Source organism: Flavihumibacter profundi, from assembly GCF_020076305.1.
Taxonomy (GTDB): domain Bacteria; phylum Bacteroidota; class Bacteroidia; order Chitinophagales; family Chitinophagaceae; genus Flavihumibacter; species Flavihumibacter profundi.
In genome coordinates, this window is record NZ_JAIQXE010000003.1 from 167,296 (window position 1) to 182,200 (window position 14,905).

Below are 14,905 nucleotides of genomic sequence, written 5' to 3' on the forward strand. Positions count from 1 at the left end.
ATAATGCAAAATATTTACCCCGGCCACAACCGATAATGTAATTCCTGCGTTGACCTACTTGTATTATTTTTGTAGTTCTATGTATTTTAGAAAAAAATGCCTGCTTCTGGCAGGTATGCTGCTTATATTCCTGATACCATTTCTCGCAAATGCCCAAGGCAAAACCATCAGAGGTTATGTTAAAGACAAACTTAGCGATGAACGGATCCCATTTGCATCCTTAAACTTCATTCAATCGCATCATGGCCGCCTGACTGATTCCGTGGGCAGCTTTGTGTTTCATTATGACCAGTGGCCGACGGATACTTTAGAAATAACCTATGTTGGCTACCAGGATGTTAAAATTGCCATTGACCCTGAAATGGCAGGCAAACTTAGCAATGATGGTGGTCGCTCGATTGACCTGGTCATTAGCATGGAAAGGGGAAAAGTAACTTCGGCAGTCATTGTTAAAAGAAAAATTGATAGGGGATACCTGATGTGGAAAAGGATCGTGAAACATAAACCCTCAAACGACAGGTACCGGTTTAATTCTTTCACTTACGAACTGTATAACAAGCTGGAGCTAGACCTGAACCGCATCAAAAAGGATAAGCTCAAGGAATTAGGCCCTATAAAACCATTTGGCTTTATTTTCGATAACATAGATACTTCAGAAGGCCAGCCATTTCTACCGGTTTATCTCACTGAAACAATTTCAAATTATTACTACCAGAAATCACCCTGGCGAACACGTGAAATAATTAAGGGCGTTAAGACCATTGGCATCAACAATGAAAGCATTAGTAAACTACTGGGGGGAACGGAACAAAATGTCAATGTTTATAACAACTTTATTCCCGTTTTTGACAAACAATATGTAAGTCCGATTAGTGATAACGGTGATGCTTATTACTATTACAAAGTACTGGACAGCCAGTTTGTTGCAGGTAAGCGACTGATCCATATGCAGTTTATTCCCAAACGTAAAGGTGAAAATACTTTTGACGGTGATTGCTGGGTTCATGATACTACCTGGGCCATACAAAAAATGACCCTTAATCTGAGCAAGGAAGCCAACATCAACTTTATAGACAAACTTAGCCTGATCCAGGAATACAAGCAGATTAATGACAGCACCTGGTTCCTTGTTAAAGACAAGTTTGTAGCTGACATAGCACCAATTGGAAAAAGCGGGTTTGGTGTAATTGGCCGAAAAACAACTACGTATAAAGACATAATAGTTAATGAACAATTTATCAGGGATTCTGTCGCAAGGAACAAAGTGCAATCTGAAATCAGGTTTGCAGACAGCGCAATGGTAAAAACAGATAGTTACTGGTCCGATTCGAGACATGAAGATTTGTCGAAAAATGAAAAAGCCATCTATGCAATGATCGACACATTGCAAAAAATGCCGCTGTTCCAACGTTATGTAACCACCATCAATTTCCTGGCTACCGGTTACCGGAATGTGGGCAATTTTGAAATAGGTCCCTGGTATAACTGGTTCACAGGGAATGTTTGGGAAGGGTTCAGGATGAGATTTGATCTAGGCACCAATACAAAATTCAATAAAGACCTTTACCTGCATGGTTATATTGCCTATGGTTTTGGCGATCAGGCATTCAAGGGCAAACTGGAAGCAAAATACCTTATCAACCGTTCACCACGTTCGTATATACATGTCAGTTTTACAAAAGACCTCGACAATGGCCAGGTGTATTATGACGACATTAGTACAGACAATATTTTTGCACTTGCAATCCGTAAACAGGGCATCCCTATCAAATTTATGCAGGTACAGGAAGCCAAATTTGAATATTTCAAGGAGTGGTCACCTGGCATATCAGCAACCTTTATGGGTATTCAGAAAAAGTATGATCCTTTATACAATCTGCCCCCAAAGGAGTTATTTGAAGATGGGGCTAAAGGCGATGCGCTTAACAATTTCGAATTAGGTGTACGGTTACGATTCGGTTATAATGAAAAATTCTATGAAACCAATTTTAACCGTTTCAGTTTGGGAAGCCCATACCCTATCGTTGAACTGCTATATGCAAGAGGGATCCCGGGCATATTTGGCAGCAGCTACCAATACAATAAAATTTACCTGAGCATATCAGATTATTTAAAAATTGCGCCACTCGGAAGCCTGTATTATAATGTTTTTGGAGGAAAGGTATCCGGGACCCTGCCATACATGTTGCTGAATGTTATTCCGGGTAATGAAATTTATTATTACAACAAATACGCATTCAACCTGATGGCCAGGTGGGAGTATATTGGTGACCGGTATGCGGGATTCAATATTGAGCACAATTTTGGAAATGGCCTGTTTAAATATATTTCTATAACAAGGAAGCTTAAATTCCGCCAGTTCTGGAGCGCGAAAGGCATAAGTACGGGAATAACAGAAGCCAATAAAACCCTCAATTTTAATAACCCCTATAACCAGTTCAAAGACCTGAACGGGAAACTATACCTTGAACTCGGAACAGGGGTGGATAATATCTTTAAAGTTTTCAGGCTTGACTTCGTTTGGCGTGTTTTACCAACCCCGTTACCCGAAGCAAAAGTGAGTCGCTTTGGTATATTCGGCAGTTTCAGGCTGGCATTCTGATAATTGAACTGTTTTTTGCTTATCTTAAAAAGCCAAAAATTGCTTGCATGTCAGAAAAATTTATTCTTGCGTTAGACCAGGGTACTACCAGTTCAAGGGCCATACTGTTTGATAAAAACGGTCAGATTTTCCAGGTGGCCCAGAAAGAATTCACACAAATTTACCCACAACCCGGTTGGGTTGAACATGATGCCGAAGAAATTTGGGCATCACAATTTTCAGTGTTGGCTGAAACACTCGCTAAAGGCGCCATTACCACCGGTGACATTGCTGCAATTGGTATCACCAACCAACGTGAAACCACCGTTGTTTGGGAACGCAGCACATCAAGACCTATTTACAACGCAATTGTCTGGCAAGACCGGCGCACAGTTGCCTATTGTGACAGGCTGAAAGAAGAAGGCTGGGGACCCACCATCCAGGAAAAAACAGGCCTGTTGGCCGATGCCTATTTTTCAGCCACTAAATTGAAATGGATCCTGGATAATGTATCCGGAGCCAGGGAAAAAGCGGTAAAAGGCGAACTGGCTTTTGGCACTATTGATTCCTGGTTGTCCTGGAAACTGACTAACGGTAAGGTTCACGTTACAGATGCATCCAATGCATCCCGTACAATGCTTATGAATATACATACAGGCGAATGGGATACAGACCTGCTGAAGTTATTTGATATCCCGGCATCAGTATTGCCTGAAATTATCCAAAGCAGCCGGGTTTACGGGGTAACTGAAACTGTTGTAAAAAATGCCAACATTCCCCTTGCAGGAATTGCAGGTGACCAGCAGGCTGCACTATTTGGCCAGCAGTGTACCCAACCGGGAATGGTTAAAAATACTTATGGCACAGGTTGCTTCATGTTGATGCATACCGGTGTGAAAGCTGTTAAAAGTTCTAATAACCTGCTCACTACTATTGCCTGGAAAATCAATAACCGTATTGAATATGCTGTTGAAGGCAGCATATTTATTGGCGGTGCGGTAGTACAGTGGCTTCGTGATGGATTGCATATGATCCGCTCCTCGGCAGATATAGAAGATATAGCTTTATCTGCAGGTGATAATAACGGGGTGTACATGGTACCTGCATTTGCGGGACTTGGTGCGCCTCACTGGAACCAGCATGCACGTGGTAGCGTATTTGGGTTAACCAGGGGTACTAAAACCGCCCATATAGCCAGGGCTTGCCTTGAAAGCATCGCCTATCAAACTATGGATGTGCTGAAAGCTATGGAATCTGACGCAGGCCTTCCTATCAAAGAGCTCAGGGTTGATGGCGGTGCAACCATTAATAACCTGCTCATGCAATTCCAGTGCGACCTGCTGCAGGTTCCTGTAATACGCCCTGTTGTTTATGAAACTACAGCACTTGGTGCGGCATACCTGGCGGGGCTGGGTGTAGGTTATTGGGATACAGTTTCAGATATCCAGCAACAATGGAAAGCCGACAAAATTTTCCAACCTCAACACAGTGCGGATGACATGAAGCCACTGATTAAAGGCTGGAACAGGGCTATTAAAGCCAGTATTGCCTGGGCAAATGATACCGAATAAAAATACACAGGTAATTTTAAATTAAAGCGCCCAACCTTTGTGCGAATTTCCTTTATCTTAACTATATGAATCGTTCTCAAATGATCACCGCCCTGCAAGCCCAAAATAATTGGGATGTATGCATTGTAGGTGGTGGTGCAACAGGTTTGGGTATTGCAATTGATGCCGCATCAAGAGGTTACTCAACCTTGCTTATCGAACAATTTGATTTTGCCAAGGGCACATCCTCGCGTTCTACAAAACTCGTTCATGGTGGCGTAAGGTACCTGCAGCAGGGCAATGTGAAACTGGTCATGGAAGCGCTGAAAGAACGCGGATTGCTGAGGAAAAATGCGCCACACCTGGTAAAGAACCAATCCTTTTTATTGCCAAATTATAAATGGTGGGAAGGCCCGTTCTATGGTATCGGGTTAAAAATTTATGACTGGATGGCCGGAAAACTTGGACTCGGCCCTTCCCTGATCCTGTCCCGTGAAGAAGCTTTAAAACATGCACCCACATTGAATCCTGAAGGATTAAAAGGTGGGGTCCTTTATCACGATGGGCAGTTTGACGATGCCCGCCTGGCAATAAACCTGGCGCAAACTGCAGCAGAACAAAAAGGCGTATTACTCAATTATCTCAAAGCCAACAGCCTTATTAAAATCGATGGAAAAGTCACCGGCATAAAAGCAACTGATCAACTAGATGGCAGGGAATATACCATCAATGCTAAAATAGTCATCAACGCAACAGGCATATTCACAGACATCCTCAGGAAAGATGACGACCCTGGCAAAGCTCCCGTACTTGCTCTTAGCCAAGGTACACACCTGGTGGTTGACCAGTCTTTCCTGCCCGGTGATACCGCTATCATGATCCCCGAAACATCAGACGGCAGGGTCTTATTCGCCGTTCCCTGGCACCAGCAACTGATCATTGGCACTACTGATGTTCCTGTAAACACACCTACTGCAGAACCGGTGCCGCAAGCAGAGGAAATCAGTTTTATACTGGAACATATCGGGCAATACCTGGCGAAACATCCAAAAAAGGAAGACATCAAATCGGTGTTCTCCGGGCTTCGGCCCCTGGTAAGAGGAAACGCTTCCAGTACAGCCGCGTTATCCCGTGACCACTATATAGAAGTTAGCGAAAGCGGTTTGATCAGCATTACTGGTGGCAAATGGACTACCTACCGCAAAATGGCGGAAGACGCCGTTAACATTGCCATCCGGCAACAAAAAATCCCTGACAGGCCCTGTATCACCGAAGGACTTCCAATACATGGCGCAATGACTGTAAAATCTTACAGTGAACCTGGTTATTATTACGGAACAGACCTTCTGAAAATAAAGCAATTGGAATTAAACCAACCTGAACTGTCCGAAAAAATACATGAGCGATTGCCCTATACAAAGGCAACAATTGTGTGGGCAGCAAGGGAAGAAATGTGTATGACCGTAGACGATGCACTATCCAGAAGAACAAGGGCCATCCTATTAGATGCCGCTGCCGCTATTGAAGCAACGCCGGTAGTCGCCCATCTTCTTGCTACCGAATATGGATATACGAAACAATGGGAAGATGAACAGGTTGCAGCTTTTCAATCGATCGCACAAAACTACCTGCCCAGCAAATAAATAAATAAACCAAACTGATATGATGAATCCTTACCTGGCAGAATTTATTGGTACTGCCATTTTGATTGCCCTTGGAAACGGTGTGGTGGCTAATGTTGTGCTGAACAGGACCAAAGGATATAGCAGCGGATGGATCGTGATCTGTTTCGGGTGGGCTATGGCTGTTTTTGTAGGTGTTTTTACCGTGGCAAAATTCAGCGGTGCACACCTGAACCCGGCAGTATCCATCGCCCTTGCCCTTACAGGTAAATTCCCATGGTCTGAGGTCCTGTTTTATTCGCTGGCCCAAATAGCAGGCGCATTTGCCGGGTCTGTACTTGTTTGGATTATGTATCATTCCCATTTTGAAAGTACCGAGGATGCTGATACAAAACTGGCTGCTTTTGGAACGGGTCCGGCTATACGGAAACCTTTCAACAACCTGCTAACCGAAACCATCGCTACTGCTATTTTCCTGATTTGCATATTATTCAAAATCGGTCCAACAAATAGCCTTGGTGCTTTGGATGCGCTGCCCGTTGCTTTGCTGGTGCTGGCAGTTGGACTTTCTTTTGGTGGACCAACAGGTTATGCCATTAACCCGGCCCGCGATTTTGGCCCCAGGCTGGCACACGCTATCTTACCGATTTCCAAAAAAGGAAGCAGCGATTGGTCCTATGCCTGGGTACCAATAGTTGGACCTGTTTTAGGAGCGCTTATTGCTGCCCTCATTTATAATTCCTTACAATAAAACCTGGTTATGAAATATATACTGTTTTTAATTTTCGGTTGCGCATCATTGGTAGCTAGCGCCCAGGATGCCGAGTCCAACCTTGTTAAACTTGGCATTAAGCTTCCGGTGCCCCAAAAGCCAGTAGCGAACTATGTAAATGTGGTACAAACAGGCAAGTTGTTATACTTGTCGGGAAAGGGACCAACCCGGGAAGATGGCACAAATATTACCGGCAAACTTGGTAAGGAACTTACTATTGAGGAAGGATATGCAGCTGCAAAATTAGTAGCCATCAACCACCTTGCTGTATTAAAAGATTACCTGGGCGACCTTAACAAAGTGAAAAGAGTGGTGAAGGTTTTAGGCATGGTTAATTGTGAAAGCAATTTCACCGACCAGCCGAAAGTTATCAATGGCTATTCAGACATGATGGTCGCGGTATTTGGGGAAAAGGGTAAACATGCCCGGTCTGCCGTTGGCATGAATGCATTGCCGAGTAATATTGCGGTTGAAGTGGAACTGATTGTTGAGATTGAATGACCTGGTCCTTCCTAACCAAGAGACTCAATAATTATTTTACAAGCCTGCCTGATTTCCTTTTTCGTAATCGTAAGGGGCGGTGCAATACGCATGCAGTTTGCAGCAAAAAGGAACCAATCAGTTAAAATCCCTTTTTTTATACATCTGTCGATGGCGTTCTTATTCGTCTCAAAACTATCAAATTCAATGGCAATGAGAAGTCCACGGGATCGTACAGATTTTATAGCAGGATGATGCAGCAATTGCCTGAAAAGGATTTCCTTTTCGGCTACTGAATCTACAAGATTATTTTTAAGCAAAACTTTCATTGCTGCCATTCCTGCAGCACAACTAACCGGGTGGCCCCCGAAAGTGGTGATATGCCCCAATACCGGATCAGCACTAAAACTATCCATGATCTTTTTGTTGGCCACAAATGCGCCCATGGGCATTCCGCCACCAAGGGCCTTTCCCAATAAAACAATATCCGGAACAATACCAAATGCATCGAAACCCCACAGGTGACCAGTTCTGCCAAAGCCTGTCTGGATTTCATCCATAATTAGCAGGGTACCGGTTTCCATACAGCGTTTGCGCAGAGCCGTTAGCCAATTTTTAGATGGGGCATGCACCCCCCTTTCTGCCTGAATTGTTTCCATTATTACACAGGCTGTGTCGGAGGTAATATGCTCCATCACAGCCGGGTCGTTATAATCGAGGTGTAAAATTCCAGGCAATAAAGGGCGATAGGCATTGCGCCAGTATTCATCGCCCATAATACTTAGTGCGCCCTGGGTTGACCCATGGTAAGATTGCTTAAACGCAATCATATTGGTCCTACCTGTATATCTTTTCGCCAGTTTCATGGCACCTTCCGTGGCTTCGGCGCCGGAATTGGTAAAGTATACGCAATTCAGTGAAGCAGGGAGATGCTCCGTTAACAGTTTGGCATACTGCACCTGCGGCGTTTCCACAAACTCGCCATAAACCAACAGGTGGAGGTACCGCTCCGACTGGTTCCTGACAGCTTTGATCACTTTTGGATGGCAATGGCCCACATTGCAAACACTAATACCGGCTATCAGGTCCATATAAGTTTTTCCCTTCCGGTCTGTGAGAAAAACGCCCTTAGCTTTAACAATTTCAAGGGCAAGGGGTGCAGGCGAGGTTTGGGCAATATGTTTTAAAAATACCTGGCGCTGATTCATAAAAACCATTGTTTCGGCAAAGATGCTGATATTTGTTGGGGCATTCATATCAATTTATACGCTGATTTATGGCTTTAATTCTCCATGTTGAAGGTACTTTCCCAAAATTTGGGACAGACTGTTTTTTAGCACCGAATGCAACAATTGTCGGAGATGTGATTGCCGGAAATGATTGCAGTTTCTGGTTCAATGCTGTCGTTCGGGGAGACGTGAACAGCATCAGGATGGGGAACAAGGTGAATGTTCAGGATGGCGCGGTAATTCATGCAACTTTCGGCAAAACAAAAACCATAATAGGCAACAACGTTTCAATTGGCCATAATGCCATTGTTCACGGCTGTACCCTACATGACGATGTATTAATTGGCATGGGGTCCATCATTATGGATAATGCCGTAGTACATAGCAATACTATCATTGCGGCAGGTGCCGTTGTATTGGAAGGTACCATTTGCGAAGCCTGCAGTATCTATGCCGGGGTACCTGCAAAAAAGGTAAAAGATATCTCTGAAGCCATGATTCACGGCGAAATCGACCGGATCGCCAATAATTATATCCGGTATTCAGGCTGGTTTAAGGACCAGATCAGTTAATCTGGCATAATATTTTCCTATTTCCAACGTTATAAATAAAATCGTGTTATGAGATTTGTCCGTACAGGTTTCACCCTTCTTTCTGTACTCGCTATTCTTGGCATGGCTTCCTGTAGTGCCATGAAACCAAAATCCGGTTGCCCCAGCAATGGTAAGAACGTTGGTGCAGAGCGGATTCTGAGTGGAGAAAAAGTGCCAAAAGCGAAGAAGTTTAAAGCCTGAACGCCCGATTCTGTTACTTAAATCCTACCCATATGTGTCCAGTACTCCATACCCATGACGGTTTCACCGAAGCTGTGATTGATGAAGATGGTGGCCTGAAAAGATTTTATGAAGTGGCCAACCTTTTAACGGATGAACTGAAAGTTCGGTTTAACAACAAACTCGATGATTTTGACTCCCTGATCTGGGATTTCAGCTACAAAGGCCATCCCCTTAGTCTGCATTATAATATTTATACAGGAATTTGCCTTTATCCAAAGCAGGTGCAAAAGGCTATTCCTCGCGATAACAAAGCTGTTGCAGAAGTTGCACAATTTCTTGAATCTAAATTATTGATCAATACCGCCAGGAAGTATATATCCTAAAATTTCCTTTCATCTATTGAATCAAGTATCGTACAATAACTGACATACCGGTCGATATGAATCTTGCCCTCATTAACGGCTTCTTTCACAGCGCAACCGGGTTCATTCATATGCAGGCAATTATTAAACTGGCAATCACTGAGCAGCTTACGCATTTCAGGATAATAATGTGATAATTCCTGTTTGCTTATACCCACCAGTCCGAGTTCCCTGATCCCGGGGGTATCAATGATACTTCCACCACCCGGCAAGTCAAACATTTCTGCAAAAGTTGTAGTGTGTAAACCCTTTCCGCTCCAACCGCTTACTTCCTGGGTCCTCAGGGCCATTTCGGGAAAAACAGCGTTAATGAAAGTTGATTTACCCACACCTGAATGACCACTGATCAGCGTCGTTTTATCTTTCAGGATTTTCTTCAAATCATCAATACCCTGCCCATTCTTTACACTTACCAGGGCAACGGTATAGCCGATTTGGGTAAACATCTCCTCCCATTCGGCATATTTCTCCAATTCCTTTTCCCGGTATAAATCGGCCTTATTAAATACGATAATTGCAGGGATATGATAAGCTTCTGCGGTTATTAGAAAGCGATCTATAAAACCGAGTGAGGTACGGGGCTCGCGAAGCGTTACAAACAACAAGGCCTGGTCAAGATTGGAGGCGATAATATGATGCTGCACCTTCCGGTGAGGTGAAACCCTGGCGATATAATTTTTACGGTCGTATATCTGTGTAATGGTAACCGTACTTTCCCCTTCATTCTCCATTTCAACTTCTACCCAGTCGCCTACAGCAATTGGATTGGTAGATGTTATATCATCAATTTTAAGAACACCTTTTATACGTCCATTATATTGCCTGCCAGCACTATCTTTCAGGATATACCAGCTTCCGGTCGATTTATAAACTCTTGCTTTTATCTTACCACCCATTGCTGCGAAATTAAGGCAATAAGCATTAAGGGAACTTTTTGAGTAGTGTAAGCCGAAGCACCCATTCCAGCGATAAGCATACTATCGCTGCCAGCACTAATGGTAAAAACCTTTCGGTGTAACGGTGCAATGCGGTTACTTCAATGACTGACTTTTCGAGTTGGTCAATTTCACCATAGATTTTCGCAAGTCCTTCATTATCCTTAGCCCTGAAATATTGTCCGCCGGTTTCACTGGCTATCTGGGTCAGTAACTTTTCATCAATATTTACTTTTTCCCGCTGCATTACTATTGAACCATCTGATGCCTGGACCGGTATAGGTGCAAAGCCTTCCGTACCAACCCCAATTGTATATACCCGGATACCTAATTTTTTGGCAATCTCCTTCGCCGTAACCGGCGGAATCTGTCCACCATTATTCTCACCATCGGTAAGCAGGATCACAACTTTACTCTTTGTTTTACTGTTCCTTAACCGGTCGGTGCTGGTTGCAAGTCCGGATCCTATTGCCGTACCGTCTTCAAGTAACCCACTTTGTATACCATATACCTGCGACTTCAGAACTGACTTATCTGTAGTTAACGGACAAAGCGTAAAGCTTTCACCGGAAAAAATTACCACTCCAATCCTGTCTGTTTTACGGGTATCTATAAATTGTGCAGCTACTTCCTTGGCAGCTTCCAGCCTGTTTGGGGTAAAGTCCTGGGCCAGCATACTGCCGCTTACGTCTATGCAGAGCACAATATCCACACCTTCCCCGCTTACCTGTTCTTCATCGAACCTGGTTTGCGGCCTTGCCAATGCCATGATGATAAAGGCCATTGCAAGCAGCCTTAAAATAAATGGGAGATGCATCAGCTTTATTTTCCAGCCTTTTGAAGCCTTTTGAAGGTTAGTAGTTGATGGCACCAATAAGGTTCCGGCGCGGCCTGAATGTTTTTTCCAATACCACCAAATAAGTGCAGGTACTAATAATAACAGCAGCATGACCCATGGCCATGCAAAGTGTACACTATTAAAATACCTTGTAATCAATTGCCGGTAATTTTATGGATTTGGCGGTTAATGTTTTCTATTGCAGTTCCGATACCGTTAATAGCCTGCTCATTCTCGGGGCCGGTTGGCTGGTACCTGGCAAACTTAACAGCATCGGCTAACCGAAGAATTTGGGCAAGCTCTATCAAATCATCATTTTCTAAAACATTTTTCGCAGCTAAAACCAGCTGGTTGTTGCTGGCATCAGGCGCAATAACTATTTTTTCTTCCTTTAAATACTGACGCAAAATTTCATTTAATTGTATGATATAAGTCTTGAACTGCCCATTTTCCGGTAGCCTGGCTTTTTTTAATGTTTCAAGGGATGCCATTGCAACTTCAAACGGCGATTTCTTTGGACCCTTGATTTTAGGCTCTTCTGCAAGCAGTTGTTTCTTCTTTCTGAGCAGTAATACCAGGGCAGTTATCGCAAGAACAGTAATAAATGCGATGATATAATTGATGTACAATGGTTCAACTGCCGGTACTTCAATGATATCTTTAAGGTCGTGGTAATCCTTAGCCGGCTCAGCAGATGAATAGCCAACTTCGATCTTTAATGAATCAGTTAAAAGTTTTTTATTATTCACTGTTACACTCATCCTGGGAATAACCCGGCTGCCGGAATCGTAGGAGGTAATTGTAAAAGTCTGCCTCAGTAAATTTCCCCCGACACTTGCCAAAGTGTCAAGTTTACCGGTATCCAGAATTTCAAAATGAGCCAGGCTGTCTAATGAAAACCAGTTAATGCTAGTACCCGTTGGATATTCCGCTTCCAATTGTAGTATTACAGGCTCACCTACCAGGATATGGTCTTTAGTAACAGATGCCTTCGCCCGTATATCCTGGGCCTGTAATAAGCCAAAGTTCATTACAAAACATAAGGCCAACACTATATTTACACCGCGCTTTGACATATCCTGGCTAACTTCTTCCGATAAAAAATTTCTGCAATACCTTTACATAATCTTCTTTTGTGGCAATGTGCAACAAGTCGCATCCGGCACGGAGAAATACCTGCTTGCACCATTCTGAATGCCTGAAAAATTCTTCCTGGTGGGCTTTCCGTACCAAATAATCTGATGTATCGAGGCACATTATATTTCCTGATTCTGAATCTTCCACTTCTATTATCCCTGCATCCGGCAATTGCATTTCCATTGGATCATATACTTTAATTCCAATAACATCATGCTTCTTGCCGGCAACCCTTAACCCGTCCGCAAAATCCGGATCCAAAAAATCACTGAGTACAAAAACAATACATCTCTGGCGGGTTGTATTATTCAAATACCGTAAGGCCTGGGTAATATTTGTTCCTTTCCGTTTTCCCTCCCTGGTGAGCAATTCCCTTACAATATATAAACCATGATCCCGGCCTTTTTTGGGTGGTATATTTTTTTCAATGCTATCTGTAAATAAAACAGCTCCGGCTTTATCATTATTACTGATGGCTGAGAAGGCAAGCACAGCACCAATTTCAGTTACCAGGTCCTTCTTGCGTGCATGCACGGTACCGAACAATGAACTGGCGCTGACATCTACCAGCAACATCATTGTAAGTTCCCTTTCTTCCTCAAAAAGCTTACTGAAAGGATGGTTAAACCTGGCTGAAACATTCCAGTCAATAAACCGTACATCATCACCAGCCTGGTATTCCCGCACTTCTTTAAAAGACATGCCCTTACCCTTAAACGCACTATGGTATTCACCTGTAAACAGGTGCCGTGTGAGCTTCTTGCTTTTTATTTCAAGCTCTTTTACTTTTTTTAATATTTCTGCCGTGGACAGCAAGGGTAATTAATAGTGAATCGTGAATAATGTATGGTCAATAATATTATCAGGGCACCTGTATGGTTTTCAAAATGTCCTCTATGATCTGTTCTACGTTAATATTTTCAGCTTCTGCTTCGTAGGTCAGTCCAAGCCTGTGGCGTAATACATCTTTTGCAATGGCCTTCACATCTTCAGGAATTACAAATGCACGTTTAGATAAGTATGCATAAGCCTTTGCCGCCAGCGCCAGGTTGATACTTGCCCTTGGCGACCCACCATAAGAAATCAGAGGTTGCAATTTTGACAGACCGTATTGATCAGGATTTCGTGTTGCAAATACGATATCCAGGATATATTGCTCAATTTTCTCATCCATATATATCTTACGTGTCAGCTCCTTTGCCTCCAGCATATCCTGGATATTTACCACTGGTTCAATCCTGGGAGGTTTCATGCCCTGCACATTCTGCCGGATGATCATCTGCTCTTCCTGCTTACTGGGATAGCCTACTATCACTTTCATGATAAACCTGTCTATCTGCGCTTCAGGGAGCGGATATGTACCTTCCTGCTCTAACGGGTTTTGGGTGGCTAAAACCAGGAAAGGTTCTTCCAGTGGATAGGTACTATCGCCGATGGTTACCTGCCGTTCCTGCATAGCCTCCAATAATGCACTCTGCACTTTGGCAGGAGCCCTGTTTATTTCATCAGCCAGTATGAAGTTGGCAAAAATGGGGCCCTTCCTGACTACAAATTCATTGCGCTGCTGTTGGTAAATCATGGTTCCAATTACGTCAGCAGGCAATAAATCGGGTGTAAATTGTATCCTGCTGAATTTGGCATGAACGGCCTGCGCAAGCGATTTAATTGTAAGTGTTTTTGCCAGGCCAGGCACCCCTTCCAGTAAAACATGGCCATTGCTAAGCAAGCCTATCAGCAGGCGGTCCAGCATATTCTGCTGGCCAACGATAACCCTTCCCACCTCATCACGCAGGCGGTCAATAAAAACACCCTGGTATTGAATTTTCTCATTCAATTGACGGATATCTTCCGAAGTTGGCAACATATATGGATTTTATTGGTGCAAAATACGTACTCTACCCATGCAATTCTTCAGCCAATTTGAATAAAACATTTGCCACACCCCTAATATTTTTTTAAGATTACAATAAAAGCCCCGATTTTCTGTTATTAATAGCAAATCCACCCTTATGAATAAAAGCATTCGGAATGCTTTATTTTGCTTACCAATTATCCTTTTTATTACTGCGTTTAATGCCTGTAGTAAGGGCGGAAATAAACCTGCAGCTACAAAAACTGAACTCCTGACACAAAAAGCCTGGAAAATAGACAAATCAGGTATAGATGCCGATAAAAACGGCACCATAGATATCGCAGACACATGGAAAAGCTGCAACTTAGACAACACATTTTTATTTATAGTGGGTGGCGCCGGAAACTTTGACGAAGGTGCTACAAAATGTACTGATACCGATCCGCAAACCGGTTATTTTGACTGGGCTTTTAAAAACCAGGAATCAATGCTTACTGGTAATATTTCTCAATTAGGATTTTCAGGCGATGCCAATATTTCTGTATTGGATACTGCAACACTTGAACTCAACAGAGATATTACCGTTCAGGGTTACCCCTCTCAGGTCCGTTACATTTTTCGTTTCAAACATTAAATTCACCCGAAGATATTCATCGTTTTTTATCTGCTGATTTCATAAACAGAGCCCCTGTATATCTATACGGGGGCTAT

At 43.2% G+C, this 14,905-nt stretch carries 15 protein-coding genes; 9 read left to right on the forward strand and 6 right to left on the reverse strand.

The window, feature by feature from the left end:
- Positions 1 to 79 precede the first annotated feature (79 nt).
- The 5 genes from LAQ65_RS15350 (at position 80) to LAQ65_RS15370 (ending at position 7,026) form a co-directional block, all read left to right on the forward strand.
- Positions 80 to 2,602 carry a DUF5686 family protein gene (locus LAQ65_RS15350; protein ID WP_224117876.1) on the forward strand — a complete coding sequence of 841 codons (2,523 nt, stop codon included), beginning with the start codon at positions 80 to 82 and terminating at the stop codon, positions 2,600 to 2,602.
- 47 nt (positions 2,603 to 2,649) lie between these two features.
- The gene (gene glpK, locus LAQ65_RS15355; RefSeq protein WP_224117877.1) at positions 2,650 to 4,152 is read left to right on the forward strand and encodes a glycerol kinase GlpK; all 1,503 of its coding nucleotides are present in this window, start codon (positions 2,650 to 2,652) and stop codon (positions 4,150 to 4,152) included.
- Positions 4,153 to 4,217: 65 nt separating this feature from the next.
- A complete protein-coding gene (locus LAQ65_RS15360; RefSeq protein WP_224117878.1) occupies positions 4,218 to 5,774 on the forward strand; it encodes a glycerol-3-phosphate dehydrogenase/oxidase in 1,557 nt (518 codons plus the stop codon).
- A 19-nt stretch (positions 5,775 to 5,793) separates the two neighbouring features.
- Positions 5,794 to 6,504: an MIP/aquaporin family protein gene (locus tag LAQ65_RS15365; RefSeq protein WP_317197002.1), complete on the forward strand. Its 711-nt coding sequence runs from the start codon at positions 5,794 to 5,796 to the stop codon at positions 6,502 to 6,504.
- 9 nt (positions 6,505 to 6,513) lie between these two features.
- Entirely contained in the window at positions 6,514 to 7,026 is a 513-nt protein-coding gene (locus LAQ65_RS15370) for a RidA family protein (protein WP_224117879.1), read from the forward strand.
- An 11-nt stretch (positions 7,027 to 7,037) separates the two neighbouring features.
- On the opposite strand, the gene LAQ65_RS15375 is transcribed toward LAQ65_RS15370, so the two are convergent.
- On the reverse strand, positions 7,038 to 8,261 hold the full coding sequence (locus LAQ65_RS15375) for an aspartate aminotransferase family protein (RefSeq protein WP_224117880.1): 1,224 nt from the start codon (positions 8,259 to 8,261) through the stop codon (positions 7,038 to 7,040).
- 20 nt (positions 8,262 to 8,281) lie between these two features.
- Between LAQ65_RS15375 and LAQ65_RS15380 the strand changes: the two genes are divergently transcribed.
- From LAQ65_RS15380 to LAQ65_RS15390, 3 genes are read left to right on the forward strand one after another with little or no spacing between them, the layout of a single operon-like run.
- Positions 8,282 to 8,806: a gamma carbonic anhydrase family protein gene (locus LAQ65_RS15380; protein ID WP_224117881.1), complete on the forward strand. Its 525-nt coding sequence runs from the start codon at positions 8,282 to 8,284 to the stop codon at positions 8,804 to 8,806.
- A gap of 48 nt (positions 8,807 to 8,854) precedes the next feature.
- Positions 8,855 to 9,028: a hypothetical protein gene (locus tag LAQ65_RS15385; RefSeq protein ID WP_224117882.1), complete on the forward strand. Its 174-nt coding sequence runs from the start codon at positions 8,855 to 8,857 to the stop codon at positions 9,026 to 9,028.
- Between the two features lie 32 nt (positions 9,029 to 9,060).
- Positions 9,061 to 9,393, forward strand: a complete 333-nt coding sequence (locus tag LAQ65_RS15390) for a hypothetical protein (RefSeq protein WP_224117883.1) — start codon at positions 9,061 to 9,063, stop codon at positions 9,391 to 9,393.
- Here the strand turns inward: LAQ65_RS15390 and rsgA are convergent.
- The 5 genes from rsgA to LAQ65_RS15415 are packed head-to-tail and all read right to left on the reverse strand — an operon-like array spanning position 9,390 to position 14,206.
- A complete protein-coding gene (rsgA, locus tag LAQ65_RS15395; protein ID WP_224117884.1) occupies positions 9,390 to 10,328 on the reverse strand; it encodes a ribosome small subunit-dependent GTPase A in 939 nt (312 codons plus the stop codon). The genes LAQ65_RS15390 and rsgA overlap by 4 nt on opposite strands.
- Positions 10,329 to 10,353: 25 nt before the next feature.
- Positions 10,354 to 11,364, reverse strand: a complete 1,011-nt coding sequence (locus LAQ65_RS15400) for a vWA domain-containing protein (protein WP_224117885.1) — start codon at positions 11,362 to 11,364, stop codon at positions 10,354 to 10,356.
- The gene (locus tag LAQ65_RS15405; RefSeq protein WP_224117886.1) at positions 11,361 to 12,281 is read right to left on the reverse strand and encodes a BatD family protein; all 921 of its coding nucleotides are present in this window, start codon (positions 12,279 to 12,281) and stop codon (positions 11,361 to 11,363) included. The genes LAQ65_RS15400 and LAQ65_RS15405 overlap by 4 nt, the downstream gene beginning before the upstream one ends.
- 7 nt (positions 12,282 to 12,288) lie before the next feature.
- Positions 12,289 to 13,158 (reverse strand): DUF58 domain-containing protein, encoded by an 870-nt coding sequence (locus tag LAQ65_RS15410; RefSeq protein ID WP_224117887.1) that lies wholly within the window; start codon positions 13,156 to 13,158, stop codon positions 12,289 to 12,291.
- A gap of 46 nt (positions 13,159 to 13,204) precedes the next feature.
- Positions 13,205 to 14,206, reverse strand: coding sequence for an AAA family ATPase (locus LAQ65_RS15415; protein WP_224117888.1), 1,002 nt, complete (start codon positions 14,204 to 14,206; stop codon positions 13,205 to 13,207).
- 145 nt (positions 14,207 to 14,351) lie between these two features.
- Here LAQ65_RS15415 and LAQ65_RS15420 point away from each other — a divergent pair, with 145 nt between their 5' ends.
- Positions 14,352 to 14,828 (forward strand): hypothetical protein, encoded by a 477-nt coding sequence (locus tag LAQ65_RS15420; protein WP_224117889.1) that lies wholly within the window; start codon positions 14,352 to 14,354, stop codon positions 14,826 to 14,828.
- Positions 14,829 to 14,905 lie beyond the last annotated feature (77 nt).

Excerpts from the sequence above, each read along its gene's own strand:
- LAQ65_RS15350 (WP_224117876.1), top strand. The coding sequence starts at position 80 with ATGTATTTTAGAAAAAAATGCCTGCTTCTGGCAGGTATGCTGCTTATA.
- glpK (WP_224117877.1), top strand. The coding sequence starts at position 2,650 with ATGTCAGAAAAATTTATTCTTGCGTTAGACCAGGGTACTACCAGTTCA.
- LAQ65_RS15360 (WP_224117878.1), top strand. The coding sequence starts at position 4,218 with ATGAATCGTTCTCAAATGATCACCGCCCTGCAAGCCCAAAATAATTGG.
- LAQ65_RS15365 (WP_317197002.1), top strand. The coding sequence starts at position 5,794 with ATGATGAATCCTTACCTGGCAGAATTTATTGGTACTGCCATTTTGATT.
- LAQ65_RS15370 (WP_224117879.1), top strand. The coding sequence starts at position 6,514 with ATGAAATATATACTGTTTTTAATTTTCGGTTGCGCATCATTGGTAGCT.
- LAQ65_RS15375 (WP_224117880.1), bottom strand. The coding sequence starts at position 8,261 with ATGAATGCCCCAACAAATATCAGCATCTTTGCCGAAACAATGGTTTTT.
- LAQ65_RS15380 (WP_224117881.1), top strand. The coding sequence starts at position 8,282 with ATGGCTTTAATTCTCCATGTTGAAGGTACTTTCCCAAAATTTGGGACA.
- LAQ65_RS15385 (WP_224117882.1), top strand. The coding sequence starts at position 8,855 with ATGAGATTTGTCCGTACAGGTTTCACCCTTCTTTCTGTACTCGCTATT.
- LAQ65_RS15390 (WP_224117883.1), top strand. The coding sequence starts at position 9,061 with ATGTGTCCAGTACTCCATACCCATGACGGTTTCACCGAAGCTGTGATT.
- rsgA (WP_224117884.1), bottom strand. The coding sequence starts at position 10,328 with ATGGGTGGTAAGATAAAAGCAAGAGTTTATAAATCGACCGGAAGCTGG.
- LAQ65_RS15405 (WP_224117886.1), bottom strand. The coding sequence starts at position 12,281 with ATGTCAAAGCGCGGTGTAAATATAGTGTTGGCCTTATGTTTTGTAATG.
- LAQ65_RS15415 (WP_224117888.1), bottom strand. The coding sequence starts at position 14,206 with ATGTTGCCAACTTCGGAAGATATCCGTCAATTGAATGAGAAAATTCAA.
- LAQ65_RS15420 (WP_224117889.1), top strand. The coding sequence starts at position 14,352 with ATGAATAAAAGCATTCGGAATGCTTTATTTTGCTTACCAATTATCCTT.